The 25632-nt window shown below is 68.0% G+C and carries 24 protein-coding genes and 1 pseudogene; 18 read left to right on the forward strand and 7 right to left on the reverse strand.

Annotated elements, in window-relative coordinates; translation table 11 throughout:
* Positions 1–2: 2 nt before the first annotated feature.
* The gene (locus tag J2X01_RS06640) at positions 3–242 is read right to left on the reverse strand and encodes a hypothetical protein (RefSeq protein ID WP_310052074.1); all 240 of its coding nucleotides are present in this window, start codon (positions 240–242) and stop codon (positions 3–5) included.
* Between the two features lie 228 nt (positions 243–470).
* Here J2X01_RS06640 and J2X01_RS06645 point away from each other — a divergent pair, with 228 nt between their 5' ends.
* The 10 genes and pseudogenes from J2X01_RS06645 to J2X01_RS06690 all read left to right on the forward strand — a co-directional run bounded on the left by J2X01_RS06645 (position 471) and on the right by J2X01_RS06690 (position 12201).
* A complete protein-coding gene (locus J2X01_RS06645) occupies positions 471–1409 on the forward strand; it encodes a diacylglycerol/lipid kinase family protein (RefSeq protein ID WP_310052077.1) in 939 nt (312 codons plus the stop codon).
* Positions 1410–1888: 479 nt separating this feature from the next.
* Positions 1889–3391, forward strand: coding sequence for a sugar transferase (locus J2X01_RS06650; protein WP_374724945.1), 1503 nt, complete (start codon positions 1889–1891; stop codon positions 3389–3391).
* Positions 3392–3408: 17 nt separating this feature from the next.
* Positions 3409–4521, forward strand: a complete 1113-nt coding sequence (locus J2X01_RS06655) for a Gfo/Idh/MocA family protein (protein WP_310052085.1) — start codon at positions 3409–3411, stop codon at positions 4519–4521.
* Positions 4518–5513, forward strand: a complete 996-nt coding sequence (locus tag J2X01_RS06660; protein WP_310052087.1) for an NAD-dependent epimerase/dehydratase family protein — start codon at positions 4518–4520, stop codon at positions 5511–5513. Before J2X01_RS06655 ends, J2X01_RS06660 begins: the two co-directional genes overlap by 4 nt.
* A gap of 38 nt (positions 5514–5551) precedes the next feature.
* Positions 5552–6676 carry a DegT/DnrJ/EryC1/StrS family aminotransferase gene (locus J2X01_RS06665; protein WP_374724946.1) on the forward strand — a complete coding sequence of 375 codons (1125 nt, stop codon included), beginning with the start codon at positions 5552–5554 and terminating at the stop codon, positions 6674–6676.
* Positions 6676–7335: an acetyltransferase gene (locus J2X01_RS06670; RefSeq protein ID WP_310052093.1), complete on the forward strand. Its 660-nt coding sequence runs from the start codon at positions 6676–6678 to the stop codon at positions 7333–7335. Before J2X01_RS06665 ends, J2X01_RS06670 begins: the two co-directional genes overlap by 1 nt.
* Positions 7332–8465: a DegT/DnrJ/EryC1/StrS family aminotransferase gene (locus J2X01_RS06675; protein WP_310052096.1), complete on the forward strand. Its 1134-nt coding sequence runs from the start codon at positions 7332–7334 to the stop codon at positions 8463–8465. The genes J2X01_RS06670 and J2X01_RS06675 overlap by 4 nt, the downstream gene beginning before the upstream one ends.
* Positions 8466–8676: 211 nt before the next feature.
* A pseudogene (locus J2X01_RS22130) lies at positions 8677–8895 on the forward strand (VanZ family protein); the annotation flags it as partial.
* Positions 8896–8973: 78 nt separating this feature from the next.
* Positions 8974–9570: an acyltransferase gene (locus J2X01_RS06685; RefSeq protein ID WP_310052356.1), complete on the forward strand. Its 597-nt coding sequence runs from the start codon at positions 8974–8976 to the stop codon at positions 9568–9570.
* A 9-nt stretch (positions 9571–9579) separates the two neighbouring features.
* Complete coding sequence (locus tag J2X01_RS06690) at positions 9580–12201, forward strand: WecB/TagA/CpsF family glycosyltransferase (protein ID WP_310052098.1); 2622 nt, start codon at positions 9580–9582, stop codon at positions 12199–12201.
* 41 nt (positions 12202–12242) lie between these two features.
* Here the strand turns inward: J2X01_RS06690 and J2X01_RS06695 are convergent, their stop codons facing one another.
* Positions 12243–13127, reverse strand: coding sequence for an amino acid-binding protein (locus tag J2X01_RS06695; protein ID WP_310052102.1), 885 nt, complete (start codon positions 13125–13127; stop codon positions 12243–12245).
* 62 nt (positions 13128–13189) lie between these two features.
* Entirely contained in the window at positions 13190–13675 is a 486-nt protein-coding gene (gene mscL, locus J2X01_RS06700) for a large conductance mechanosensitive channel protein MscL (RefSeq protein ID WP_310052105.1), read from the reverse strand.
* 205 nt (positions 13676–13880) lie between these two features.
* On the opposite strand from mscL, the gene J2X01_RS06705 reads away from it, so the two are divergent.
* The 7 genes from J2X01_RS06705 (at position 13881) to J2X01_RS06735 (ending at position 21022) form a co-directional block, all read left to right on the forward strand.
* Positions 13881–14969 (forward strand): FUSC family protein, encoded by a 1089-nt coding sequence (locus tag J2X01_RS06705; protein ID WP_310052107.1) that lies wholly within the window; start codon positions 13881–13883, stop codon positions 14967–14969.
* Between the two features lie 101 nt (positions 14970–15070).
* A complete protein-coding gene (locus J2X01_RS06710; RefSeq protein WP_310052111.1) occupies positions 15071–16024 on the forward strand; it encodes an ABC transporter ATP-binding protein in 954 nt (317 codons plus the stop codon).
* Positions 16025–16043: 19 nt separating this feature from the next.
* Entirely contained in the window at positions 16044–17198 is a 1155-nt protein-coding gene (locus tag J2X01_RS06715) for an ABC transporter permease (protein WP_310052114.1), read from the forward strand.
* A complete protein-coding gene (locus tag J2X01_RS06720; RefSeq protein ID WP_310052117.1) occupies positions 17195–18358 on the forward strand; it encodes an ABC transporter permease in 1164 nt (387 codons plus the stop codon). Before J2X01_RS06715 ends, J2X01_RS06720 begins: the two co-directional genes overlap by 4 nt.
* Positions 18359–18447: 89 nt before the next feature.
* Positions 18448–19227 (forward strand): IclR family transcriptional regulator, encoded by a 780-nt coding sequence (locus J2X01_RS06725; protein WP_310052121.1) that lies wholly within the window; start codon positions 18448–18450, stop codon positions 19225–19227.
* A 94-nt stretch (positions 19228–19321) separates the two neighbouring features.
* Positions 19322–20512 (forward strand): 4-hydroxybenzoate 3-monooxygenase, encoded by a 1191-nt coding sequence (locus J2X01_RS06730; RefSeq protein WP_310052123.1) that lies wholly within the window; start codon positions 19322–19324, stop codon positions 20510–20512.
* 117 nt (positions 20513–20629) lie between these two features.
* Positions 20630–21022, forward strand: coding sequence for a nuclear transport factor 2 family protein (locus tag J2X01_RS06735; protein WP_310052125.1), 393 nt, complete (start codon positions 20630–20632; stop codon positions 21020–21022).
* A gap of 230 nt (positions 21023–21252) precedes the next feature.
* Here the strand turns inward: J2X01_RS06735 and J2X01_RS06740 are convergent, their stop codons facing one another.
* Positions 21253–21687, reverse strand: a complete 435-nt coding sequence (locus J2X01_RS06740; protein WP_310052127.1) for an acyl-CoA thioesterase — start codon at positions 21685–21687, stop codon at positions 21253–21255.
* Between the two features lie 82 nt (positions 21688–21769).
* Between J2X01_RS06740 and J2X01_RS06745 the strand changes: the two genes are divergently transcribed.
* Entirely contained in the window at positions 21770–22810 is a 1041-nt protein-coding gene (locus J2X01_RS06745) for an FAD-dependent monooxygenase (protein WP_310052130.1), read from the forward strand.
* A 22-nt stretch (positions 22811–22832) separates the two neighbouring features.
* On the opposite strand, the gene J2X01_RS06750 is transcribed toward J2X01_RS06745, so the two are convergent.
* From J2X01_RS06750 to purB, 3 genes are all read right to left on the reverse strand, one after another.
* Positions 22833–23336: a GNAT family N-acetyltransferase gene (locus J2X01_RS06750; protein WP_310052133.1), complete on the reverse strand. Its 504-nt coding sequence runs from the start codon at positions 23334–23336 to the stop codon at positions 22833–22835.
* Positions 23337–23421: 85 nt separating this feature from the next.
* Entirely contained in the window at positions 23422–24090 is a 669-nt protein-coding gene (locus J2X01_RS06755) for a histidine phosphatase family protein (protein ID WP_310052136.1), read from the reverse strand.
* Positions 24087–25529 carry an adenylosuccinate lyase gene (purB, locus tag J2X01_RS06760; RefSeq protein ID WP_310052138.1) on the reverse strand — a complete coding sequence of 481 codons (1443 nt, stop codon included), beginning with the start codon at positions 25527–25529 and terminating at the stop codon, positions 24087–24089. The genes J2X01_RS06755 and purB overlap by 4 nt, the downstream gene beginning before the upstream one ends.
* Between the last annotated feature and the right edge of the window lie 103 nt (positions 25530–25632).

Here is a 25632-nt window from a genome sequence, read left to right on the forward strand (position 1 = left end):
CGTCAGCTGGAAGGGCCCGACGCCGACGCGGTCGAAACCGTGATGATGACCCCTGCGGAGTCATCACGGATCTTGAGGCGCAGGTCCTTGCCCACCAGCGCGGCATGGATGTCCTCGCTGTCCGCGGGGGCGATCTGCTCTGCCAGCCGCGTGACCGCCAGCGCCATGGCCCGGCCCCAGTCGTGGGGGTCCGTGCTGGACGCCTCGGCCTCGGCCGAGTAGTTCTCCTGTGGTTCGGACATATGCTCCCGCTTCCCGCCCCTGGAGCGCATCCTGCCAGGCTGATCCGGACAGGCGGCCTGCCCGGCAGATCTCACGCGCCGGCAGGCTCCAGTACTTGAGCATGGCCAGTCTAGTGACCGCGGCGCGCGGACGTCCACGGTTCGTGCCCCGGCTGCGGATGTTACGCGCGGAACCCCGCTAGGATTTCAATCCGGGACACCCGACGCCCCTTGCGATCGAAGGACGCCATGCCAGAGAACGATCCCGCGCCTGAGCGCCAACCGCAGGCCAGACGCGCAGCCGTAGTCATCAACCCCGCCAAATCCGGTGGTCCGGCGCTTCAGGAGGCGATTAACAGGCTCTGCGAAACGCAGGGCTGGGCAGAGCCGCTCTGGCTGGAAACCACCGTTGAAGACCCGGGCACCGGCCAGGCTCGCCAGGCGCTGGACGCGGGGGTCGACGTCGTGATCGCCGCCGGCGGCGACGGAACCGTGCGCTGCGTCGCCGAGGTGCTGGCCGGCACCGGAACCCCCATGGGACTGGTCCCGCTGGGAACCGGAAACCTGCTGGCCCGCAACCTGGGCGTGGACATCAGCGACCCGGTCTCCGCCTGCTACGACGTGTTCAACGGAAGCGAACAAGCGGTCGACGTCGTCAAGGCCCGGCTTGACCACTCGGACGACGAACAGGTGTTCCTGGTCATGGCCGGTCTCGGATACGACGCCGCCATCATGGCGGACACCGTCGACGCGCTGAAGGACCGCATGGGCTGGCTCGCGTACGTCGAGGCCGGCATCCGCAAGCTCCCCGGAAAACCGGTCAAGGCGCGGATCAGCATCGACGGCGGGGAACCCGTCCGGCGCAGGATCCGCAGCGTCATGATCGGCAATTGCGGCCGGATCATGGGCGGAGTCGAGATCTTCCCCGACGCCAAAATCGACGACGGTGTGCTGGACCTGCTGATCCTCGCCCCCCGCGGGCGGCTCGGCTGGCTGGGCGTCGTAGCCGGAATCTTCGGCCGGAACAAACGCGAGACTGAGTCGGTCGAGTACTTCCAGGGCAAATCTGCCGAAATCACCCTGGAACGTGAACAGGAGTTCCAGCTTGACGGCGACCACCTCGGCGCCGGAACGCATCTGGCCGTGACCGTCGAGCCGGATGCCTTGAAAATTCGAATGTCCGCCTAAACACCCGCCGCCGGCCTGCGGGGATACTTGTCCACCGATTACCGGCGCCAGCATTGGGGGGCAGGTCCGGGTAGCGAGTACTACCCGAATCCTGCCCTCCGGGGCCGGGCGCAAAGGCAGGTAGCGACCACGCGTGACCGGGGTTCTCCCACCAACTTGGATTGGCTCAGGCATCAAACGATGCAGCCAATTGCCTTGGAGGGAGTCGCAATGGCCCGCTGGTTCCTTGTCGCCCCGCTTGTCCGGCCCAATGACCGGACAGCGTTTTTTAATCCGGATGCAGCGCCCGCTGCCGTGCGGGCCTCCGACTTTTGCGGGCGCCAGTGACACCGCAGGTCGAGGGCCGGCCGCTCAAGCTGACCCTCCCGAGCGCCGGACACCTGGCCGGGCACCCCGTGAGCACGCTGGCCGACCTCGCCTACGCACCCCACACCACCCGCGTCCTCAGCACAGCCCAAACCGCGCATGGCAACCCGTCAATCCTGGCGCCCCAGCGACGGCCGTCCGCCGGACGCCCCGTGACCGCCGCCGCCCCGCCGCCGGCTGCGGTCAGGCTCTCCGGCCGGCAATGGGCACGGTTCCTGTGCCGCCTGCTGCGGGGTACTGATTGCCTGCTGGTCACCATTTCCGTCTTGGCGGGATTCCTCATTCACGCCGAGGGTGGCCAACCCTTCGCGGGAGCGGTCGCAGACCTCAACGGCGCCGCCATTGGGGCTGTCCTCGGCGGGCTGTGGATCGCGGCCCTGGGCATCTACCGCACCCGGGACCCGAAGATCCTGGGTGTTGGAACCAGTGAGTACAAGCGTGTGGCCGCTGCCAGCAGCGCCGTCTTTGGGCTCCTCGCCGTCGGCCTGGTGGTGTTCCGTGTCCAGCCGGCGTCCGCGTTCTACTTGGTGTCCCTCCCGCTGGGCCTCATCCTGCTGCCGGGCAGCCGCTGGATTGCCCGCCGCTGGTACAACGCGCGCCAGGCCCAGGGACAGTACCTCGTCAGGGCGATCGTCATTGGCCAGGCCGAAGATGTGCGCTACGTGCTCAAACGGATCGCCAAGAAGTCCGGCGCCGTCTACGACATCCTCGGGGTCGCATTGCCAGGCGGGCGGCGGGGGGCGTCGTTGGACGTCGACGGCCGCCGGGTGCCGGTCCTTTCCTCCACCGATGACGTCGTCCGGACGGTTGGTCTCTGCGGCGCTGAGGCGGTCATCGTGGCCGGCCCCGTACCCGGTGGCAACCAGTACATCCGCGAACTGGGCTGGGGGCTGGAGGAGCACAAAGCGGAACTGGTTCTGGCCTCATCCCTGACCAACGTTGCCGGGCCCCGGATCCACTGGCGTCCGGTGGAAGGTCTGCCGCTGATGCACGTGGATGTGCCGCGGTACAGCGGCGCCAAACACGCTTTCAAGCGGCTAATGGACATCATGGTCGCCGCTGCCGCCCTCGTCCTGCTCTCGCCGCTTCTGATCGTACTGGCGGTCATCGTCAAACTCGACAGCCCGGGACCCGTGCTGTTCCGGCAGGAGCGGGCCGGCAAGGCCGGACAACATTTCCGGATGGTCAAGTTCCGCTCCATGGTGACAGACGCCGAAGCTGCGCTTGCCGGGCTCGGAGCCCAGAACGACGGCGCCGGAGTGTTGTTCAAGATGCGCAATGATCCCCGGGTGACCCGCTGCGGACGCTGGATGCGCCGGTACTCGCTGGACGAACTGCCGCAGTTCTGGAACGTCCTGTCCGGGGAAATGAGCCTGGTCGGGCCCCGCCCGCCATTGCAGCGCGAGGTCAGCGGCTACGAGCGGCACACGCACCGCCGGCTGCTGATCAAACCGGGGATTACCGGGCTGTGGCAAATCAACGGCCGTTCGGACCTGCCGTGGGATGAGGCCGTGCGCCTGGATCTCTACTACGTCGAAAACTGGTCAATCATGGGCGACGTCATCATCATGTGGCGCACCTTCAGAGCTATGTGCGTGCCGGCCGGCGCGTACTGACTGAGTGAGGAAACACAATGAATGAATCACGATCGGGGTACTCGCGCGGCCAGGATCTGGGAGCGGGCCCCGGGCCGTTGCGGGTGGCTGTCATCGGCGCGGGCTACTGGGGTCCCAATCTGGCCCGGAACTTCACCGCAAGCCCCGACTGGGATCTGGCCGGAATCGTGGACCTGGACCAGGCCAGGGCTGCCAGGCTCGCCGCGGCCCAGGGCCGGGTTCCGGTCTTCAGGTCCATTGACGAGCTGCTGGACACGGCCGACGTCGATGCGGTTGCGATCGCGACGCCGGCCCACACGCACCACGGCATCGCCCTGACGGCGCTGAAGGCGGGAAAGCATGTGCTGGTCGAGAAGCCACTGGCGGACAGCCGGGTCAAGGGCCAGGAAATGGTCGACGAGGCGGAGGGGCGCGGTCTGGTCCTGATGGCGGACCACACCTACTGCTATACCCCGGCTGTGCTGAAGATCCGGGAGCTGATCGCCGACGGATCGCTCGGGGAGATTCTCTTCATCGACTCGGTTCGGATCAACCTGGGACTCCTGCAGCCGGACGTGGACGTCTTCTGGGACCTCGCACCGCACGACCTGTCCATTCTCGACTTCATCCTTCCCGATGGGCTGCGGCCGGTGGAAGTGACAGCGCACGGCGCAGATCCGCTGGGAACGGGCCAGGCCTGCGTCGGGCACTTGACGTTTGCCCTCCCTAACGACGCCATGGCCCACGTCCATGTCAACTGGCTGAGCCCGACCAAGATCCGCCAGCTAGTGGTGGGTGGCTCCCGGCGGACGCTGGTCTGGGATGACCTGAATCCCCAGCAGCGGCTCAGCGTCTATGACCGCGGCGTCAGCCTGGACCGGCAGTCACGATCGGCAGCGGACCGGAGGACCTCGGCGATCTCCTACCGGCTGGGCGACACCTGGTCGCCCGCGCTGCCCGAATACGAGGCGCTGGGCCAGATGGTGGCCGAATTCGCCAACAGCATCTGGCAGCAGCGGCCGGCGCGGACCAGCGGCGCCTCCGGGCTCCGCGTGCTGTCCGTGTTGGAGGCCGTCAGTGACAGTCTCAGCGCGGACGGGAAAGCCAGCATCGTCGTCGGAAACGAACCGCAACTGGAGGTAAGCAGATGAGCATCCTGCAAGGAGCGCAGGTCCTGGTCACGGGCGGAGCCGGGACCATCGGTTCCACGATCGTGGACCACCTGCTCGAAGCCGGTGCCGGCAGGATCGACGTGCTGGACAACCTGGTCCGGGGCCGGCGCGCCAACCTGGACCCGGCCATCGCCAGCGGGCGGGTCGAGTTCGTCGAAGGGGACCTCCGCGACCGGGACCTTGTCCACGACCTGAGCCGGGGCAAGGACATCGTCTTCCACCAGGCGGCCATCCGGATCACCCAGTGCGCCGAGGAACCCCGGCTGGCACTGGAGGTGCTTGTGGATGGGACCTTCAACGTGCTTGAGGCCGCGTCCGCCCAGCGGGTCGGCAAGCTCGTGGCGGCCTCCAGCGCCTCGGTCTACGGCATGGCGGAGTCGTTTCCCACCACCGAACGCCACCATCACCACAACAACGACACGTTCTACGGTGCTGCCAAGTCCTTCAACGAAGCCATGGCCCGCAGCTTCCGAGCGATGTCCGGCCTGGACTATGTGCTGTTGCGCTACTTCAACGTGTACGGCCCACGGATGGACGTCCACGGTCTCTACACCGAAGTGCTCGTGCGCTGGATGGAGCGGATCGAGGACGGGCTGCCGCCGCTGATTTTCGGCGACGGACAACAGACCATGGATTTCGTCCACACCCGGGACGTGGCCAGGGCCAATATCCTGGCGGCGGGCAGTGGCGTGGACGAAGGCGTGTACAACGTCGCCAGCGGTGCAGAGACCAGCCTGCTGGAACTCGCCGAGGCGCTGCTGCGGGCCATGGATTCGGAGCTGCAGGTGGAGCATGGCCCCGAGAGGGCCGTCAACGGCGTTGTCCGGCGCCAGGCGGATACCGCCGCGGCCAGGCGCGACCTGGGCTTCAGTGCCGAAACCGGACTCGAGGAGGGCCTGCGCGAACTCGTGGACTGGTGGCGGCCACTGCGCACCGAAATTGCCGACGCCAGGGTCGGGAGCGCACGGTGACGGTCAGCCAGGATCAGGCCCTGAACCGGATCAACGTGATGAAGCCGTGGCTCGGGGCCGAGGAAGCCGAGGCCGTGGCCGAGGTGATCGCCTCCGGCTGGGTGGCACAGGGACCGCGCGTGGCGCGCTTCGAGGAAGCCTTCGCCGCCGGGCAGCAGGCCAGCCACGCCGTCGCGGTTTCCAACTGCACCACGGCCCTGCATCTGGCCCTGAAGGTGGCCGGAATTGGACCCCACGACGACGTCGTGGTGCCTTCCTTCTCCTTCATCGCCACCGCCAACGCGGTCACCTACGTTGGCGCCCGGCCGGTCTTCGCCGACGTCGAGGCGGACACCGGGAACGTGTCCGTGAGGACGCTCGCCGCCGTCCTGACGCCCGCCACCCGCGCCGTGATCGTGGTCGACCAGGGCGGCATGCCGGTCGATCTCGTTCCCATCCGCGCCCTCTGTGACGGACTGGGCATCACCGTCATCGAGGACGCGGCGTGCGGGGCGGGCTCCACCTACCGGGGCCGCCCGGTGGGGGCCGGCGCCGAGCTCGCCGCCTGGTCGTTCCACCCGCGCAAGATCCTCACCACCGGTGAGGGCGGGATGCTCACCACCAACAACGCCGAATGGGCCGAGCGGGCCAGGAAACTCCGTGAACACGCCATGAGTGTCTCGGCGAACGCCCGGCATGCGACGGTCCTGGCCCCGCCGGAGGAATACGAGGAGATCGGTTTCAACTACCGGATGACCGACATGCAGGCGGCCGTCGGGCTCGTGCAGCTGGGCCGGCTGGCTGAGGCCGTTTCCCGGCGCCGGGCCATCGCCGACGGATACCGGAAGGCGCTCGCGGCGGTGGAGGGGCTGCGCTTCAGCCAGGACCCGCTGTATGGAACGAGCAATTTCCAGTCCTTCTGGTTCGAAGTCCTGCCGGACTTCGCCCTCGGGCGGGAGGAACTGTTGGAGCGGCTGGCGCAGGACGGAATCTCCGCCCGGCGGGGCATCATGGCCGCACACCGGCAACCCGCCTACGCCGGGCTGAACACCGGCACGGCGGACCTGTCCGTGACGGAGCGGCTCACGGATCACACCGTCATTTTGCCGGTTTACCACCAGTTGACCCTGGATGAGCAGTCCCGGGTCATCTATTCGATCCTGAAGGCTGCGGGGCAAATCTGATGACTGAGCTACTGCTGATCGGCGCCAGCGGCCTTGCCCTTGAGGTGCTTACCTGCGTACGCGAGAACGGCCAATTCGACGTCGTCGGAGTCCTCGACGATGACGAATCCAAGGTCGGGTCAGCCCTGGACGGCGCCCCCATCGTGGGCCCCCCAAGCCACGCCCTCCGTTACCCGGAGGCGCGCGTGGTGGTCTGCATCGGTGCGGGGAAGGGCCGCGAGCAGATTGTCGCCCGACTCGCCGGGCTGGGCTTCCCGAGCCACCGCTTCGCGACGGTGGTCGACCCTTCGGTGCGCGTTCCGTACAGCTGCGACATCGGTCCCGGGAGCATCCTGCTGGGCAATGTCACGCTGACCGCCGGGATTACAGTCGGGAGCCATGTCGTGATGATGCCCGGGGTGACGGTGACCCACGACGACGTCGTGGAGGACTTCGCCACCCTGGCTGCCGGCGTCACACTGGGCGGCGGGGTCAGGATCGGGCGCGCTGCGTATCTCGGCATGAACGCCTCGGTGCGGGAACGCATCACAGTGGGGGCCGGCGCCAGGGTCGGCATGGGAGCCGCTGTTTTGGTCGATGTTCCCGACGGGGAGACCTGGGCCGGCGTCCCCGCACGCGTACTGGAACCCGCGGCGGCTGCGGCAGGCGGCGTGCGATGATCCGGGGCACGACGGCTGGCATTTCCGTCCCCTTCGTTGACCTTGGCGCCCAGCAGGACGAGATAGCTGGTGAAGTCGAGATTGGCCTGAAGGAAGTCTTCGCGCAGACCTCCTTCATCGGGGGCCCCGCCGTGGCCGAATTTGAGCAGGCGTACGCCCGGTTCCTCGGAATCGGGCACTGCGTCGGGGTCGCCAACGGCACGGACGCCTTGGAACTGGCACTCCGCGCGTCCGGTGTCCAGGCCGGCGGGGAAGTCATCCTCCCCGCCAACACCTTCATCGCGACCGCCGAGGCCGTGAGCCGGATCGGCGCGGTGCCGGTGCTGGTCGACGTCGACCCCGAGTACCTTTTGATCGATCCCGACCGGGTGGCAGCGTCCGTGACGGCCCGGACCCAGGCCATCATTCCCGTCCACCTGTTCGGCCAAACCGCCTTTGTCGAGCGACTGGCACCGATTGCGGCAGCCTGCGGCGCCGTGATTATCGAAGACGCCGCCCAATCCCAAGGCGCGTCCCGCAACGGCCGGTTCGCCGGCACGCTGGGACTCGCTGCCGGCACCAGCTTCTATCCCGGCAAGAACCTCGGCGCCGCCGGGGATGCCGGGGCGGTGATGACGGCTGACGACGACCTCGCGGCCCGGGTGCGGATGCTGGGCGCCCACGGCAGCGAGCGGAAGTACCAGCACGACGCGGTCGGCATGAATTCACGCCTCGACACCATCCAGGCGGTGGTGCTCAACGCCAAGCTGCGCCGGCTGGCCGCATGGAACACACGGCGCCGGAGCGCCGCGGCCCGCTACCAGGAGCTCCTGGCGGACCTGCCAGGCGTCGTACTTCCCCGCACCGCCCCGGGCAACGCCGACGTCTGGCATCTGTACGTCATCAGGGTCGCGGAACGGGACCGTGTGCTTGAGGCATTGAATCACGCGGGTATCGGCGCCGGCATCCACTACCCGGTTCCGGTGCACCTCAGCCCCGCCTATCGGGGCCTGGGCCTCGGCCCCGGGTCCTTCCCCGTCGCCGAGCAGGCCGCCCGCGGAATCCTCTCGCTGCCGATCTTCCCGCACATCAGCGAGTCGCAGCAGCGGTATGTCGCGGACCACCTGCAGGCCGCCGTCGGGCAGCCGTGAAACACCAGAATCCAGGCCCGGTGCGAAGGGACGTCAGACGATGAACGCGACGGCACACCGGGGGATCCTGCTCGCCGCCTTGGTGCTATACCTGATTGGCCTCGCGTTCATCGGCGCCTGGCCGACTCCGGTGGACCGTCCGCTGACGGGCCTGCTGAGAGATGTCATTCAAGCTGTCCGGGGTTACCCCCTGACAGCCGGCATCACGTACATGCACGTCGAGGGGGCAGCCAACGTCCTGCTCTTTGTCCCTTTGGGGCTGATCGTCGCCCTGCTCCTGCCGATCCGTCGGTGGTGGCTGGCAGTGGTCGTCGGCGCGCTGACCTCAGCCGCGATCGAAACCGTCCAATACGTCGCGCTGAGCCAACGCACGGCGAGCCTGGGGGACGTTATGAACAACACCCTGGGAGTCGTGCTGGGCGCCGCGGCCATCCGGATAATCCGAACACACCCGGCGCGGGACGCCGCGCCGGACCCCGGCACGGAACCGGCTTCCACAAGGAGTGTCATGAAAACCATCGCCGATACAGCAGACGTGGCGGAAACCGCCGTCATAGGGGACGGGACCAGAATCTGGCACCTCGCGCAGGTCCGCGAGGACGCCGCAGTGGGCAGCAACTGCAATATTGGCCGCGGCGCGTATGTTGGCCCCGCCGTCGTGCTGGGCAACAACTGCAAACTGCAAAACTATGCCCTCGTCTATGAGCCGGCATGCCTTGCCGACGGAGTCTTTGTCGGCCCCGCGGCGGTGCTCACCAACGATCTGCACCCCCGTGCCATCACCCCGGACGGGACACTCAAGGATGCGGACGACTGGGTCGCGGTTGGCGTCACGGTCGGCAAGGGGGCGTCCATCGGGGCCGGCGCCATTTGCATCGCCCCCGCAGTAATTGGCGAGTGGGCAACAGTGGCCGCCGGAGCGGTGGTCACCAGGGACGTGGCGGCGTACGCCATCGTGGCCGGCGTCCCGGCCAGGCAGGCGGGCTGGGTGGGCGAGGCTGGACACCCGCTGAAGGACGACGGCGGTGGCCATTGGCTTTGCCCGGCCACCGGCCGGCGGTATGTCGAAACCAACGGGCAATTAACCCCTGCGGCAATGGACTGAGGAGGCGGCGTGGAAAAGCTGGACAGCAGCAAGGTCATTCTGGGCGGCACCCCGGTAGACCTGATGGAGCCCGAGCCGGCGCTCAAGAGGATAATCGCCAGGGTGACGGAAGGTGGCGGCCTCCCGCCGCTGGGGGTGGCGTCGGTGAACCTGGACCATCTGCACCATTTCGGAACGGGCGGCCGATGGGCCGGCACTTTGCATGCGGATCCCGCGAGTGCCGTGGACTGGCTCTACCTCCTTGACGGTGCGCCCCTGGTTGCCCAGTCCCAGCGAATCACCGGGCACCGGTGGCCGCGGCTGGCCGGCAGCGACCTGGCATCCCCACTGTTGGCGCGGGCCGCGGACCTCGGGCTGAAGGTCGGATTTCTCGGCGGGTCCGAAGCCAACCAGCAACTGCTGTCGCAGAAGCTCGGAAATGAGCACCCAGATCTGCACGTCACCGGCATGTGGTCCCCGACCAGGGAGGAACTGGCCTCCGTCCGGGACTCCGAGCGGATCGCCGGAGAGATTGCCGCGTCCGGCACGCAGATCCTCTACGTCGGACTCGGCAAGCCGCGCCAGGAACTCTGGATCGACCGCTACGCTGAGGCCACCGGGGCGGCTGTCCTGCTGGCTTTCGGTGCGGCGGTGGACTTCCTGGCTGGCAGGGTGCAGCGGGCACCCCAATGGTTTTGTGAGCATGGCCTGGAGTGGGGATATCGGCTGGCCCTCGAGCCCAAACGGCTGGCTGGCCGCTATCTCGTCGACGGACCACCGGCTTACCTCAAATTGCGGACTGCCTCCTGCGCTGTCCCGCCGGCCCGCACGGAAACACGGCCCGAGTCTGCCCCTGCCCCGCGGACGCCGGGCCGGTTTACCGGGACGGAAGGTGCGGCGGATGCCGCCGTCGTTATTGTGACGTATAACAGCTCAGGATGCGTGGGACAGCTGCTGGAGAGCCTGCGGCGGGAAACTGCCGATCTAACGCTGCGGGTGCTGGTGGCAGACAACTCTTCCAGCGACGGCACCCTGGACCTGGTGCGCCGCCGTCACCCTGACGTCCACGCCTTCGGTACGGGCGGCAATCTGGGCTATTCCGGCGGCATCAACGCCGCCATGGGCAGGGCCGGCGACGCGGCGACCGTGGTAGTGCTCAACCCCGACCTCACGGTGGAACGGGGCAGCATCAAAACGATGTTGCATCGGCTGCTGGCGTCCCAGGCCGGGGCCGTGGTGCCACGCCTGGTGGATGGGCGGGGGACAACCAGCCACTCGCTCTTCCGCGAGCCAACCATCGCCACGGCCGTGGGCGACGCGCTGCTGGGCCGGCGGGCGCCCAACCGGCCAGGCTGGCTTGCCGGCACGGACTACTCCCCGGAAAGCTACGCCCACCCGCACACCGTGGATTGGGCCACCGGCGCTGCGCTGATGGTCCGGCGTTCGATTGCGGACTCGCTGGAATGGGACGAGTCCTACTTCCTCTACAGCGAAGAGACAGACTACTTCCGGCGGCTGCGGACAATGGGGGAAACCGTCTGGTACGAGCCCGCGGCCGTCATGAGCCACGCCGGCGGGGCCTCCGGCGAGTCCGCACAATTGAACGCGCTGCTGGCCGTCAACCGTGTCCGCTACATCCGCAAATACCATTCCGACGCCTACTCGGCGGCGTTTCACGCTGCCGTCGTCCTGTCCGAAGCGCTGCGGTGCTGGAAGCCGGGACACCGTGGCGCTCTGCGGACAGTGCTCAACGAGGGAAGCTGGACGGCGCTTCCCGGCCCCAGCCTGGACGTAGTGGAGCACGCGGACGCCCGAATGTTCCCGCACGGTTCCGTGATTATTCCGGCGCATAATGAAGCTGCCGTGATCGCGCGGACGCTGGCACCGCTGGCCCCACTGGCTGCGGCAGGACAACTTGAGGTCATCGTGGCCTGCAATGGTTGCAGCGACGATACGGCCGCAATTGCACGGGCGTTCGGGGGTGTGACCGTGCTGGAGCTGGAGCAGCCATCCAAGACGGCAGCGCTCAACGCCGGTGACACCATAGCCTCGCACTGGCCGCGGCTCTACCTCGACGCGGATGTGCAGATCAGTCCGGACACCGTGCGCGACGTCCTCAACGCGCTGCTTTCCGGCCAGGTACTCGCTGCCCGTCCGGCCGTGCGCTTCGACCTCCACGACGCCCACCCGCTGATCCACTCGTATTACCGCACCCGGCTGCATCTGCCGGCAGCCCGCAGCGGACTTTGGGGAGGAGGTGTCTACGGCCTGTCCCAAGAAGGGCGGCAGCGTTTCCAGCAGTTCCCTGATCTGACCGCGGATGATCTGTTCGTGGACCATCTTTTTGGGCCTACGGAAAAGGCCGTCCTGGACGTGGATCCTGTCGTGATCTGCCCGCCGAGGACGCCCAGGGACCAAGTCGCCGTCCTGCATCGCGTGTACCGCGGCAACGCCGAGCAGAACGGCCGGTTCGGTACGGCAAGCCAGACGCTCTCGGACGTCGTCCGCTCTATCCGTGGTCCGCTCTCCGCGGTCCACGCCTCGGTTTACCTGGGATTTGCCCTGGCTGGCCGCCGGGGGACGGGACATCCGGCGGTGTGGGAACGCGATTCCAGCACCCGGGGCCCGGCATCCGGCGGCACACCGCGCTGAGCGAACACGTGCACCGACGCTGAATCGGGGAACTCACCCCGTCACCGGCTGGAGACCGGGCGGTGCGCGAGAATCTCGGCGAGCTCGGCCAGCCGGTGCGCCCGTGCTGATTCCGCCGGGGTGAACGGTTCGCCGGGACGGGAAAACGTGATGGGACCGTGCCAGGCAGTCGGGATCCTCAGGACGCTGCCGTCCGTGGCCGGCGCCGGGCCTGCGGTGGTCGCCGCGGCGGCGGTGTCCGTATCCGGACTGGTCTCGATCCTCGCGTGCAGGAGTTCCGCCACTGCAAGCGGCAACTCCTCGGGGTTGGCCGCGATCCGGGCCGCGAGGCTCAGCGCCCCCGTCTGACCGTCAGCCATGGCCAGCGCCGTGGTTGGCCAGACATGCGGATCACTGCCGCCGCCGTCACGCAGGGCCCTCAGCAGTTCCGCCTCGCGCAGCTCGCCGGGCGCGGAGAGCACAAACTCGTCCAGCACGCCGCCGTCGACCGGATGGACGTGGATGCTCAGGATGTTGGTGTCCAGCCTGGCCAGTGATTGCGTGAGTTTCTGCAGCGAGCCGGGGCGGTCCCGCAGCACGGTACGGGCCCGCCACAGTGCCGGTGCGGCGCCGAGCCTGCTGCGGTGCCGCAGCGCGGGGGCGTGCAGCCAGCGCCGCAGCATCCGCGCCGCTGAAGGCTCCGCGACCCAGATGACCAGGATCGTGGCGGTCAGCGTGAGGACGAGAACCTTGGCCGCATAGGGCAGATGGGTCCCGACGACTGCCGCATGGACGACGAGCTCGATCGGCAACATCACGGCGACGTTGGCGAGCGTCAGCCGGGCCTTGGTCGGTTCCGGCATCCGGCCGCAGACCTCGCAGCTCAGCTCGGAGGCGGCCGGGGCCTGTGGTGCGTCGTGTTTCCTGCCAGGAGTTAAGGGCTTCATAGTCCCATGCTGACCGGCCGCTGTTACAGGCCTATTGCCGCCCGGTGACGATTCCGCTCGGGCTAGCGGCTGCGTTCACCTGCGGCCTCGACGGTGTGTTCGACGGCCCGTTCAAAGCCGCGGCTGGCCGCGGGTCTGTGCTCCGGGCCGGCAAGCTGGGCGAGCAGGTCACGGATCTCGGCCAGCAGGGCCGTGTCCGCCGGGAGCGGCTTCTCCTCCGGCTCCGCCGTGGCCAGGCGCTTTTTGACCAGCTGGTTGATCCGGTTCATCGGCGCCACGAAGATGAAGTAGACGACGGCGGCCGTAATCAGGAAGGTGACGAACGCGGTGATCACAGCCCCGAAGTTCAGAAAGGTTTTGTCGTTCCCCGGCCAGATACGGAACCCCAGCCCGTCGGTCTCGACCCCGCCGGCCGCAGCAATGATGGGGTTCACGATGTTCGATGTAAAAGCGCTGACCAGGGCGGTGAAGGCGGTGCCGACCACAACGGCGATGGACAGTTCGATCACGTTGCCGCGCAGGATGAAGTCCTTGAATCCTTTGAGCATGGGGTCCTCCGGTGTGCCTTTGATGTCAGTCTGGGTGCCGTGTCCGGCAGGTAATCAACCGCTAGACGCTATCACCTATCCCGCCGCAGCCGGTTCCACTGAATGGATTGAGCTTCCGGATTCCGCGCCGTTCCGGCGTAGAATGCCACTGGATGCCAGCGCCGCCGTCGTCAACATCCGACTGCAGGAAAGGCGCCTCTTACCCGTGAAGATGCTTGCCGAGCTGTTCACCATGGGTCCCGCAAACAAGGACCACCAGGTGGCCATCCGGTGTGCCATCAGTGTCTTCGTTCCGCTGATCACGCTGTTGCTGCTGGGCCGCCTCGATCTTGCCATTTTCGCCTCCTTTGGTGCCTTCACCGGGATCTACGGCCGCAATCAACCACACGCCGTGCGCTTCGGCCTGCAGCTCCGCGCCGGAACCCTGATGCTGGTGGTCATGCTCGCCGCCGCCCTGACAGCGCGCGCAGGCGCGGCCTTCGCGCTCACGGCCGCGCAAAACCTCTGGCTCCAGGTCTTCGCCACGACATTGGTGGCGGGCTGCTGTTCGCTGATCGTGGCCTGGTGGCGGCTCCGGCCCGCGGGCTCCCTGTTCCACATCTTTGCCTTCGCCGCCATCGCCTCCATCCCGGACCAGCCCCCGCTCGGGCAGGGCATGCTCGTGGCGGTGCTGACCGTCGCGTTCTCCTTGCTGGTCGGCGTGTCTTCCCGGGTGCTCCGGAGCCGCCGGACGCCGTGGGTCCTGCCGGCCCGCCGCCCGCTCAGCAAGGCCGAACAGCGGGCGGCCCTGCTCGAAAGCATCGGCTACCTGGTGGCGGCCGGCCTGGCCGGAACCCTGGCAACGCTGGTGGGTGAGCGACTGGGCTTCGGCCACAACTACTGGGCCATGGTGGCCGCCGTCGTCCCGCTCGTAGGGCACTCCACCCGGCACCGGGTAAGCCGCGGGGTGCAAAGAATCCTCGGCACGGCGATCGGGCTGGTGCTGCTGGCGGGGATCCTGCTGCTGCAGCCCTCCCCCTGGCAGACCGTGCTGGTGATCGCGGCCTGCCAGTTCGGCGCCGAGATGTTCATCGCCCGCCAGTACGTCCTGGCCCAGATCTTCGTCACCCCGCTGGCGTTGATTTCGACCTTGCTCGTGGTGCCTGCAGCGCCCGGCATCCTGCTCCGCGACCGGATTTTCGAGACCGTCATCGGAGCGGCCGTCGGCATCGCCGTCGTGCTCACCCCGACGGTATGGCGGCGGCTGCGCGCCGGGCAGGCAGCGCGGGCGAAGCGCCCGGCGCATCCCGGCTGACAGGCAGGAGGGGTCAAAGGACCCTGTCCCGGCGGCATCCCGCACGAAAGGCTACTCTGGGCACAGCCGCGTGCGACGGAACTGGGGGAGTTCTTTTGGAAATGATTGAGGTTCTAACGAAGGACGTGCTGGACGTCAGCGGGCTCGTCAAGCGGTACGGGGACCTGACCGCCGTCGACGATGTCTCCTTCCACATCCGCGCCGGCGAAACGTACGGGCTGCTGGGCCCCAACGGCGCCGGAAAGACCACGATCATCTCCATGGTCGCTGGCCTGATCCCCGCCAGTGAGGGAACCGTCCGCGTGGCGGGCCGCGACATGACCCCGTCAGAGACGCAGGCCAAGCGGATCATCGGCCTGGTCCCGCAGGAACTGGCCATCTACCCCGACCTGACCGGCCGGGAAAACCTGAAGTTCTTCGGCCGGCTCCAGGGGCTCTCCGGCAAGCGGCTCACCGAGCGCACCAACGAGGTGCTGGAGCTGATCGGCCTGAGCGACCGTGCCGGCGACCTGACCAAGAAGTACTCCGGCGGCATGAAACGCCGGCTGAACATCGGCATCGGCCTGCTCCACCGGCCCAGCCTGCTGATCCTGGACGAACCGACCGTCGGGGTGGACCCGCAGTCCCGCAACTCCATCCTCGAAGCCGTCGAAAAGCTCTCGGTCGAAGGCATGGCGGTCCTCTACACCACCCACTACATGGAGGAAGCCGAGCGGCTCTGCGACCGGATTGCGGTCATTGACGAGGGCCGGATCCAGGCCGAGGGCACCCGGGACCAGTTGATCACGCTCACTGGTGGTGTGGACCGGATCAACCTCCGCGGCGGCGGCAACATGTCCCGGGCAGCGGAGGCCCTTCGTATGCTGCCGGCAGTGCAGCGGGTCGACAAGGATGGGACCGGCCTGATGCTTACCGTCAGCGACGGACCCACAGCACTCGCAGGAATCGTGACCGGTGCCGGTGACGCCGGAATGTCGGTGACGTCCGTGGAGATCGTCCGGCCGGACCTTGAGTCGGTCTTCCTGCACCTGACCGGCAAAGCGCTGAGGGACTGAGATGCAGGGATTGTGGACTATGGTCGGGAACGACCTGCGCCAGCGCATCCGGGACAAGTCCGTTGTCATCTTCTCCCTCATCGTCCCGCTCGCGCTCATGGGCGTGTTGAGCCTGGTGTTCGGCGGCGTCGGCGAGGACACCGTCGAGCTGCGGCCCGCCACCGTCATCGCCAGCGCGGACGACGCCGACCAGTTGGGCGCGGCACTGCTCGGCACCGTCGATTCACTTGAGATCCTGGACGTCACCATCCGGCGGGTTCCGTCCGCTGACGTCCGCACCGAGACCAGGGCCAGCGGCGCCGAGCTCGGCATCATCATTCCAGAAGGATTCAGCAACGCCGTGCTCTCCGGGCAGGCAGTCTCCGTCCAACTCGTCGAGGGTAACGGCGCCACCCTGGAAACCAGCGTGCTGATCACCGTGGTCCAGGGGATCGTGGACCAGTTCGCCGCCGGAACGGTGACCGCGGCCGCCGGCGGCATGTCCGGGCTGCCGCCCCAGGAACTCGCGGCGCTGGCCCAGCAGGCCTCGGCCGGACCGCCGCTGCTCACGGTGACCGAAGGGCGGGCCGCCGCCGAACAACTGTCGCTCCGCGGCACCCTTGTGGCGGGCCAGGCCGGGCTGTTCCTGATGTTCACGGTCGGATTCGGGGTGCTGGGGCTGCTCGCAGAACGGGAACAAGGCACTCTGGCAAGGCTCCGGTCGATGCCGGTCACGGGTGGCGCGGTGATAACAGCCAAGGCCTGCACCGGCTTTATCCTGGGCGTCGCGGCCACCACCGTCCTGCTCGCAGTCGGCTCCCGGCTGTTCGGCGTGTCCTTCGGTTCGCCGCCAGTGGTGGCCGCCCTGATCCTCAGCGTCGTGACCGCCGCCACCAGCCTGACATTCGTGGTCGCACGCCTGGTCCGGACAGCGGAGCAGGCCAACGTGGCGCAGTCCATCCTGGCGATGGTGCTGGGGATCGCGGGGGGCGCCTTCTTCCCGGTCCAGGGCACCGGCTTCGCCGCGACCCTGTTGGACCTCAACCCGATCGGGGCGTTCATCCGGGGTCTCGGGATCTCGGCCGGCGGCGGAAGCCTCACGGACATCGCGGGGCCGGTCGCGGTGATGCTTGCCTTCGCCGCGGCCGGGTTGCTGCTCTCGCGCCTGCTGCCGAACCGGGGGGCCCAGGTATGAGCGCCATGGCCGCGATCGCCGCAGTGGAGCTGCGGCGCTTCCTGCGTGACAGGTCGAACATCTTCTTCGTTTTCATCTTCCCGTTCCTGCTGATCCTGCTGCTCGGTTCGCAGTTCGGCGCCGGCAGCAGCCAAGCCCGGGTGGCCATCGCCGGTCCGGGCAGCGCGCTCTCCGAGGCCCTGAGCGCGGAACTCAACTCAGCCGGCGTCGACGTTATTGCCAGCAGCGAGGACGCCACCCGGGCGGACCTCAGCCGCGGACGCACTGACGTCGGGTTGTTCCTGGACGAGGCAGCAGCGACGGCTTTCGACGCGGGGCGGCCGGCGGAGCTCGACGTCGTGATGGCCTCGCAGTCCTCCGCCCTGGCCGTTATCCAGCAGGTCCGCACCGCCGTGCAGGCCGTGGCACTGGAGCGGAGCCGGATCGCAGCCCTGACCGGCGCCGGAATCCCCGAGGAGCAGGCCTGCCGTGCCTTGGACCAGGCCGCCGCGCAGCTGGCCGTGCCGGCCGTGGAGATCGTGGACATCGACGACGCCGTCCGGGAGTTCCGGGGACTGGGCCAGTTCGACCTGGGTGCCTCCCAACAGGTGTTGCTCTTTGTGTTTCTCAGCTCGCTCGCCGGTGCGGCCACGCTGATCCAGGCGCGGCGGTTCGGTGTGGTCGGCCGGGTCATGTCGGCCCCGGTTTCCAGCGGCCAGATCGTGGCCGGGCAGGCGCTGGGACGGTTCGCGATCGCCTTTGTCCAGGGCGGCGTCATCATGGCTGGCACCGCAGTGCTGTTCGGCGTCGACTGGGGCAATCCGTGGCTGTCCGTCCTGGTGCTGGTGCTTTTCTGCGCTGTCGCGGCGGCAGCCGCGATGATTGTCGGCTCGGTGGTGGACAATGACACCGCCGCCTCCGGTGTGGGCGTGGGGACGGGACTCGTGCTGGCTGGCCTGGGTGGCTGTATGGTGCCGCCCGAGATTTTCCCGGAAACGCTGGCCGCCGTCTCCTTCGTCACTCCGCACCGCTGGGCATACGAGGCGTTCGCCGCCATCCAGCGCCACGAGGGCACTCTCGGTGACATCCTGCCGCAGCTTGGTGTGCTCGCGGGCATGGCCGCGGTGTTGCTCCTGCTGGGCGCCTGGCTCCTGCGGCGGAGCCTTAACCGGGCGCTGTGACGGCACTGCGCTGCCGGTCCCGGTGCCGGCCGGCAGCACCGGCCGCAGCGTAGAGTGGAAGCAGGATCCATTCAACGGAAGAGACTGTTATGGCCAACTCCGGCACCGGGGACTCAGTGGTGGACCGCGTGGTCAGGGTGATCGCGGCGTTTCCCGAGGGAGTCACCGTGCTGCAGCTCTCTGAACTCGCGGACCGGGCCGGGCTGCCCCTGAGCACCGCCCATCGGCTGGTCCGGCAGCTCGCCGGACACGGGCTGCTGGAGCTCGGCAGCGGCGGGTCCGTCCGGCTCGGGCTGCGCCTGTGGGAGCTGGTGAACCGAAATTCCCCCACCCTGGCCCTCCGCCAGGCGGCCATGCCCTTTATGGAGGACATCCAGCAGGTGCTGAACCAGAACGTGAACCTGGCCGTGCTGGAGGGCTGGGAAGCCCTGTTCGTCGAGCGTCTGTCCCGCCGCGGTTCCGTGGCCAACCGGGCCCAGATCGCCGGGCGGATGCCGGTGCACGTCTCCTCCGCCGGGCTGGCGCTGATGGCCAACCAGCCGCCGGCGGTCCAGGCGGACTACGTCCAGCAGTTCCGTGACCCCGACGGCAAGGTGCAGCCGGAGGCGCTCCGCACTTTGCTGCAGGAGACGGCCGGACATGGCTTTGCACAGCTGGCCGGCGTCGTGGACCCCGATACCTGGGGAATTGCTGTTCCGGTGCGTGACGCGAGGAACCGCACTGTGGCGGCGCTCGGCGTCGTCGTTCCCCTGCAGGAAATGCGGCTTCAGGCGCTGGTTCCGGCCCTGCAGACGGCGGCCCGCGGGATCGGGCGGCAGCTCCAGGACCCACGGGCCACGCCGGCATTCCATTCAGCGGAATCCCTGTAACGCCTGTCACGTGTCCGGGCGCAGACTGTAGCCAGAGAAACCACTCGGCCCCGGACGCCCAGCAGTCCGGGCCCCGCAACGAAGCGAGGACAGCATGGCACAACGCCAAGTCATCACCACCCAGGTCGCGATCATGGGCGCCGGCCCGGCAGGGCTGATGCTCTCCCACCTGCTGGCCAGGCAGGGAATCGAATCCACTGTGATCGAGATCCGCAGCCACCAGGAAATCTCGGAAACCGTCCGGGCGGGCATCCTGGAACATGGCTCCGTAAACCTGCTCGTCGACAGCGGCGTCTCCGACCGGGTCCTGCGCGACGGCGACCGGCACGACGGTATCGAACTGCGCTTCAACGGCGAGAGCCACCGGATCGACTTCCAGGACCTCGTCGGCGAGTCGGTCTGGCTCTACCCCCAGACCGACGTTTTCCTCGACCTCGCCGCACGGCGCCAGGCCGACGGCGGCGACGTCCGCTACAGCGTCACCGACACCACCATCCATGACCTCGAGGGCAAGCCGAAGGTCTGGTTCACCGATGCCGAGGGAGTGGAATGGGAGCTGCAGGCGGACTTCATCGCCGGCGCCGACGGCTCCCGCAGCCACAGCCGTTTCCAGATCCCCGAGGCCCAGCGCAAGTGGTACTTCCACGAGTACCCGTTCGCCTGGTTCGGGATCCTGGCCGAGGCGCCGCGCAGCTCCGACGAGCTGATCTACGCCAACTCCGAGAACGGATTCGCCCTGATCAGCCAGCGGACCGAAACCGTCCAGCGAATGTACTTCCAGTGCGACCCGGACGAAGACGTCAACAACTGGAGCGAAGACCGGATCTGGGACGCGTTCCGCAGCCGCGTCAACGGCAACGGCTTCGAACTCAAGGAGGGCCCGGTCATCGACAAGACGGTCCTGAAATTCCGCAGCTTCGTGCACGCCCCGATGCGGCACGGCAAGCTGTTCCTCGCCGGCGATGCCGCCCACACCGTCCCGCCGACCGGGGCCAAGGGACTGAACCTGGCCCTGCACGACGTCAAGGTGCTGTTTGAGGGCTTCGACAGCTACTACAAAACCGGAAACACCGTGCTCCTGGATGCCTACAGCGACCGTGCCCTGGAACGGGTCTGGAAGGCACAGCAGTTCTCCTACTGGATGACCTCCATGCTGCACACCCCGGCCGGCGGCGACGAGTTCGCCCGTGCCCGCCAGCTCGGCGAGCTCAACTCCGTGGTGTCATCCCGCCACGGCCGGGCCTATCTGGCCGAGGCCTACACCGGCTGGCCGGGCACGCACTAAGTAGTCGTCCGCGGCCACTCCGGAAGGTGCATATTTCCATCGACACGCCCCGGCGCCAAGACTAGCCTTGAACCGTCCCGGCATGACCCGACAATGATGATGGAGAGGTATCCGATCATGGGAACCGCAGAGAATGCTGAATTGGTCCGGCGGGGGTACGAAGCCTTCAACGCAGGGGATCTGGCGACCCTCAGCGAGTTGTTCGCGGAGGATGCCGTCTGGCACGTGGCCGGCAGCGGCGTGCTGTCAGGGACGAAACAGGGCCGCGACGCCATCCTGGCGTACTTCGGCGAACTGGGAGCCCGCACCCAGGGCAACTTCCAGGCCGCTGTCCAGGACATCGTCGGCGGGGAAAACCACACGGTCGCGATCCAGCAAACCCAAGGAACAAACAACGGCAAAACCCTGGACATGGCCACCGTCATCACCTTTGTGGTCCGCGACGGAAAGATCACGGAAGGCCGGGAGTTCTTCGAGGACACGGCCAAGGCAGACGATTTCTGGGTCTGACCAGGCAGCCCGGGAGATGGCCCCGCGACCAGCTCAGGCACCCGGTGGAGTGGCCGACCCTCCGGCGTCCGCGGCCCCCGTCAGGGTACAGGCGAGGGATCGTAGCGCGCTTCCGCGATGGCCGGCGTCGGGCCCTGCCCGCCGTCGGCCCCGGCCGTGATTGCCGCGGCGCCGTCCCGAAAGAGGGGGCCGCCGGGCACCGTTTAGACCTTGGTCGAACCGGCGGGATCCTAGTCCTCGGCGAGCGTCTCCGTCAGGTGGTGCGTCGGGATCCGGTCCCGGTCGTAGGTAATCCCGGTGTACCCGTGGGGTGTGGGCTTGCCATGCGGATCGAGGTTCACAAAAACGATTTCCTCGATCGTGAGAATGCTATGCCGGGTGATCATGTTCCGGACCTCGGCGCGCATGGTGAGCGACGTCCGGCCGAAGCGGGTGGCGGTCAGTCCCATCTCAATCAGGTCACCCTGGACAGCCGAGCTCACGAAGTTGATTTCGGAAATGTACTTGGTGACGGCCCGGCCGTTGCCGAGCTGCAGGATGGCGTAGATCGCGGCTTCCTCGTCGATCCATTTCAACAGGCTTCCGCCAAACAGCGTGCCGTTCGCGTTGAGGTCTTCGGGCCGCACCCACTTGCGGGTACGGAAGGTGATGTCTGCCGGTTCCATAATGCGAGGTTAGCCGACGGCGGCGCGGCGCCGGCAGTGTGACGGACCCCGCGGGCCCTGGCTCCGGCCATAGACTCTGGTCATGGACGTTCTATCGGTCGTCGGCGGCGGCATCGCGGGGCTGGCGCTGGCCGCACGCCTGGACCCCCGCCGCTTTCAGGTGACCGTCCACGAGCGGCGCGAGGAGCCGCCGCCGGTGGAGACGTCCCTTGCCATGTGGCCGGAAGCCCAGCGGGCCCTCGACGCGGTGGGCATTCTCCCGGCGGTCCGGACGGCCGGCTCAGGGTTCGGAGGCATGGTGCTCCGGGACGGATCCGGAAACGTGCTGCTCAACGCCGGGGCACCAGGCGTCATCGGGGTCTCCCGTGCCGCCCTGCTCCGGCTGCTGGACGCAGCGGTGCCAGCCCCGGTGGCCAGGGCCTACGGCACCGTGGCAGCACTGCCGCGTTCGGACCTCGTGGTCGGCGCCGACGGGGTGCACAGCATTGTTCGTCGGAGCGTCTGGGGCGAACGCGCCAGGGCCAGGCTCAGCCCTTACCTTGCGCTGCGCGGCATCATCGAAGAGCCGGTTCCGTCCGGCGGCGGCGGCGAATACTGGGGCCGCGGGCAGTTGTTTGGCATTACGCCCGCGGCCCGCGGCCGAACATACTGGTACGCCTCATACCGCTCGGGGCTGGGGCCTGGCGGCATCAATGTCGAAGAGGCCTTGGACCTCACCCGCGCCCGTTTTTCCGGCCGGGCTGCCGACGTCGACCACGTCCTTGCAGCCGCGACGCCGCGGGGGACCCTGGCGCAGCGGGTCTGGACGGTGCCCTATCCGGGCAGCTACCAGCGGGACGGTGCCGTGCTGGTGGGGGACGCGGCGCACGGCATGACCCCCAATCTGGGGCGGGGCGCCTGCGAGGCGCTAATCGATGCCGTCACGCTCGCCGATCTGCTCAACACCCGCCCGCTCCCGGAGGCCCTGCGGGCGTACAACAGGCGGAGACTGCTCCGCAGCCAGGCATTGCGTGTAGCGTCATCCGCCATGGCACGGCTGGCGCTCGCGGAAAATGCCCAGCCGCTGCGCGACGGGCTGCTGCGGCTGGCCGGCAGGCGCGGGGGCAGACCGGGTGCTGGCTGATGGCGTCGAACGCTGGGCCCGCTCAGGCCATGGCAGTGTGTGCTGCGCTGTGCGAGTCGATGGCCTTCGCGTAGCAGTAGGAGTGCTCCAGCCCGATGTACGGTCCGAAGTTCGGCACCGGGACAAAGCCGGAGTTCTCGTAGAACTGCCGGCCGTCAGTCTGCACCGAACCGGCTTCCGCGGTGATGGAGGTGATGCCGAGGGAATGGGCATGCGCTTCCAGGGCAGCGAGGATCGAGCTGGCCACCCCGGAGCCGCGGGTGTAGGGGAGCACATAGAGCCTTTTGATCTCGGCAGTGCACGAGTCGACGATCCGCAGGCCGCCACAGCCCACGGGCTGCCCGGACGCCTTGTCGTGGGCGACCAGGAACACAGCGGTGTCAGCCTCCGACGGCGGCGGCCCGGGTTCGTGGTCGCTCGTGCCGAAGCGGGCATCGAGTTCGGCCTGCTGGGCTGCGCGGAGGTCAGCGCCCACCGGGTTGGCCCAGATGACCTGACGGATGTTGAGCCGCGGGTTGGTCTGCATGACTGCCTCGATTCGCCGAAGGGTTATGCAGTCTAAGGCTAGGCACGCGCCGTTTCGTCTGTGTTTCCTGCTGGTAAGCGTTGCGCTACGCCGTACGGCCGGTGGGATCCTCCGCCGTCGGATCCGCTAGGGCGAGGCCACCCACGGGGCTGTCGTCCCAGTGGATCAGCCGCCAGCCCGCGTCGGGATCGCCCTCCAGCGCCACGATCCCGGTGTTGGCGAGGACGTGGCGGGCGGCGAATCCCGCCTCCACATTGCTGGCCCTCAGGCCCGCCCAGACGCGGATCGCGGCGCCGTGGCTGACCACGGCGACCGTCCCGGCGCCGCCAGCTGTTGCGTCAGCGGCGATCCGCGCGATCGAGGCGTCATAGCGTTCGAAGAAGTCGTGCCCGCTGGGTCCGGCCGGCATCCTGCGGTGCAGTTCCCCGGCCGCCCAGCCGAACACCGTTCCGAGGTAGCGCAGGTGCGATTCGTGGTCGGTGAGCTTCTCCAGCGAACCGGCTTCGATTTCCCGCAGCCCCGCCAGCACCTCGATCTTCAGGCCGCGCAGGGACGCGAGCGGCGTGGCCGTGATCTGGGTGCGGATCAGCGTCGACGCGTAGAGAAGGTCGACCTGCTCATTGGCCAGCGACCGTGCCAGGGCCGCAGCCTGCCGCTCCCCGAGCTCGGTCAGGCCCGGGCCCGGGTGCGCGGTGTCCAGCTGGCCCAGGACGTTTCCGGGCGTCTGGCCGTGGCGGATGAGCAGGAGCCTCATGCGAGGTGGTCCACCAGCTTGTCCGCGATTCCGGTGTACTTGCCGGGGGTAAGCGCCAGCAGCCGGGCCTCGGCGTCCGCGGACAGGCCCAGGCTCTGGACAAACTCCTGCATCCGGGCGGCGTCGACGCGCTGCCCGCGGGTCAGGTCCTTGAGCCGCTCGTACGGGTTCTCCATGCCTTCGACGCCGGCGATGGCCTCGGCGCGCATAACCATCTGGATGGCTTCGCCGAGGACTTCCCAGTTCGTGTCGAGGTCCGCGGCGAGCACGTCCTCCGCGACCTTCAGGCGGTCCAGTCCCTTGGCCACGTTGGAGATGGCGAGCAGTGAGTGGCCGAAGGCCACGCCGATGTTGCGCTGCGACGAGGAGTCGGTCAGATCGCGCTGCCAGCGGGACGTGACCAGGGTGGAGCCCAGCACATCCAGCAGCCCGGAGGAGATCTCCAGGTTGGCCTCCGCGTTCTCGAAGCGGATCGGGTTGACCTTGTGCGGCATGGTGGAGGAGCCGGTGGCGCCGGCGACCGGGATCTGCACGAAGTAGCCGATGGAAATGTAGCTCCAGATGTCCGTGCAGACGTTGTGCAGGATCCGGTTGAACCGCGCGAGGTCGGCGTACAGCTCCGCCTGCCAGTCATGGCTTTCGATCTGGGTGGTCAGCGGGTTCCAGCTCAGGCCCAGGCCTTCGACGAAGCTCTTCGCGACGTGCTCCCAGTCTGCGCCGGGGACGGATGCCACATGCGCCGCGTAGGTGCCGGTGGCGCCGTTGATCTTGCCGAGGTACTCGGTCCGGGCGATCCGGTCCAGTTGGCGGGTCAGGCGGTGCGCGATGACGGCCAGTTCCTTCCCGAGCGTGGTCGGGGTGGCCGGCTGGCCGTGCGTGCGGGAAAGCATCGGCACGGCGCGGTTGTCCTGCGCCATGGCGCTGATCTGTGCGACGAGCTTTCGGGCGGCGGGCAGCCAGACATCCTCCACGGCGCCCTTGATGCCCAGGGCGTAGGAGAGGTTGTTGATGTCCTCGGACGTGCAGCCGAAGTGCACCATGGCGGTCAGGTGTTCGATGCCGATGCCGGGCAGGCGGCGGCCGATGTAGTACTCGACTGCTTTGACGTCGTGGACCGTGACGGCTTCGATGTCCGCCAGTTCGCGTACGGAGGCGGCGTCGAATTCGGTGACGATGCCGCGCAGCTTGTCCTGCTGCTCCGGGCTCAGCGCACCGGCGCCGGGCATCACATTGTTGCCGGTCAGGTGGATGAGCCATTCAACCTCGACGGCGACGCGGTCGCGGTTGAGGGCGGCCTCGGAAAGATAGTCGACCAGCGGCGCGACGGCGGACTGGTAACGGCCGTCCAGCGGACCGAGCGCGATCTGGTGGTCGGACGCGGCGAGGGCCAGGCGTCCGGACGGCGTGCGGGTTTCGGCTGTGGCGGCAGTTTCAGGCATGTGCCGATTCTTTCATGAAGTGCCGCCGGGCCTTAAGCACGCCGATCGATATGACTTCCGGCCGCGTGCGCGTCCGGGTCTCCGGCCTGTCCGGCCGGTCGTT

The sequence above is a fragment of the Arthrobacter ginsengisoli genome (genome assembly GCF_031456935.1).
GTDB classification, from domain to species: Bacteria; Actinomycetota; Actinomycetes; order Actinomycetales; family Micrococcaceae; genus Arthrobacter; species Arthrobacter ginsengisoli.

Excerpts from the sequence above, each read along its gene's own strand:
- J2X01_RS06640 (WP_310052074.1), bottom strand. The coding sequence starts at position 242 with ATGTCCGAACCACAGGAGAACTACTCGGCCGAGGCCGAGGCGTCCAGC.
- J2X01_RS06645 (WP_310052077.1), top strand. The coding sequence starts at position 471 with ATGCCAGAGAACGATCCCGCGCCTGAGCGCCAACCGCAGGCCAGACGC.
- J2X01_RS06655 (WP_310052085.1), top strand. The coding sequence starts at position 3,409 with ATGAATGAATCACGATCGGGGTACTCGCGCGGCCAGGATCTGGGAGCG.
- J2X01_RS06660 (WP_310052087.1), top strand. The coding sequence starts at position 4,518 with ATGAGCATCCTGCAAGGAGCGCAGGTCCTGGTCACGGGCGGAGCCGGG.
- J2X01_RS06665 (WP_374724946.1), top strand. The coding sequence starts at position 5,552 with ATGAAGCCGTGGCTCGGGGCCGAGGAAGCCGAGGCCGTGGCCGAGGTG.
- J2X01_RS06670 (WP_310052093.1), top strand. The coding sequence starts at position 6,676 with ATGACTGAGCTACTGCTGATCGGCGCCAGCGGCCTTGCCCTTGAGGTG.
- J2X01_RS06675 (WP_310052096.1), top strand. The coding sequence starts at position 7,332 with ATGATCCGGGGCACGACGGCTGGCATTTCCGTCCCCTTCGTTGACCTT.
- J2X01_RS06685 (WP_310052356.1), top strand. The coding sequence starts at position 8,974 with ATGAAAACCATCGCCGATACAGCAGACGTGGCGGAAACCGCCGTCATA.
- J2X01_RS06695 (WP_310052102.1), bottom strand. The coding sequence starts at position 13,127 with ATGAAGCCCTTAACTCCTGGCAGGAAACACGACGCACCACAGGCCCCG.
- mscL (WP_310052105.1), bottom strand. The coding sequence starts at position 13,675 with ATGCTCAAAGGATTCAAGGACTTCATCCTGCGCGGCAACGTGATCGAA.
- J2X01_RS06710 (WP_310052111.1), top strand. The coding sequence starts at position 15,071 with ATGATTGAGGTTCTAACGAAGGACGTGCTGGACGTCAGCGGGCTCGTC.
- J2X01_RS06715 (WP_310052114.1), top strand. The coding sequence starts at position 16,044 with ATGGTCGGGAACGACCTGCGCCAGCGCATCCGGGACAAGTCCGTTGTC.
- J2X01_RS06720 (WP_310052117.1), top strand. The coding sequence starts at position 17,195 with ATGAGCGCCATGGCCGCGATCGCCGCAGTGGAGCTGCGGCGCTTCCTG.
- J2X01_RS06725 (WP_310052121.1), top strand. The coding sequence starts at position 18,448 with ATGGCCAACTCCGGCACCGGGGACTCAGTGGTGGACCGCGTGGTCAGG.
- J2X01_RS06730 (WP_310052123.1), top strand. The coding sequence starts at position 19,322 with ATGGCACAACGCCAAGTCATCACCACCCAGGTCGCGATCATGGGCGCC.
- J2X01_RS06735 (WP_310052125.1), top strand. The coding sequence starts at position 20,630 with ATGGGAACCGCAGAGAATGCTGAATTGGTCCGGCGGGGGTACGAAGCC.
- J2X01_RS06740 (WP_310052127.1), bottom strand. The coding sequence starts at position 21,687 with ATGGAACCGGCAGACATCACCTTCCGTACCCGCAAGTGGGTGCGGCCC.
- J2X01_RS06745 (WP_310052130.1), top strand. The coding sequence starts at position 21,770 with ATGGACGTTCTATCGGTCGTCGGCGGCGGCATCGCGGGGCTGGCGCTG.
- J2X01_RS06750 (WP_310052133.1), bottom strand. The coding sequence starts at position 23,336 with ATGCAGACCAACCCGCGGCTCAACATCCGTCAGGTCATCTGGGCCAAC.
- J2X01_RS06755 (WP_310052136.1), bottom strand. The coding sequence starts at position 24,090 with ATGAGGCTCCTGCTCATCCGCCACGGCCAGACGCCCGGAAACGTCCTG.
- purB (WP_310052138.1), bottom strand. The coding sequence starts at position 25,529 with ATGCCTGAAACTGCCGCCACAGCCGAAACCCGCACGCCGTCCGGACGC.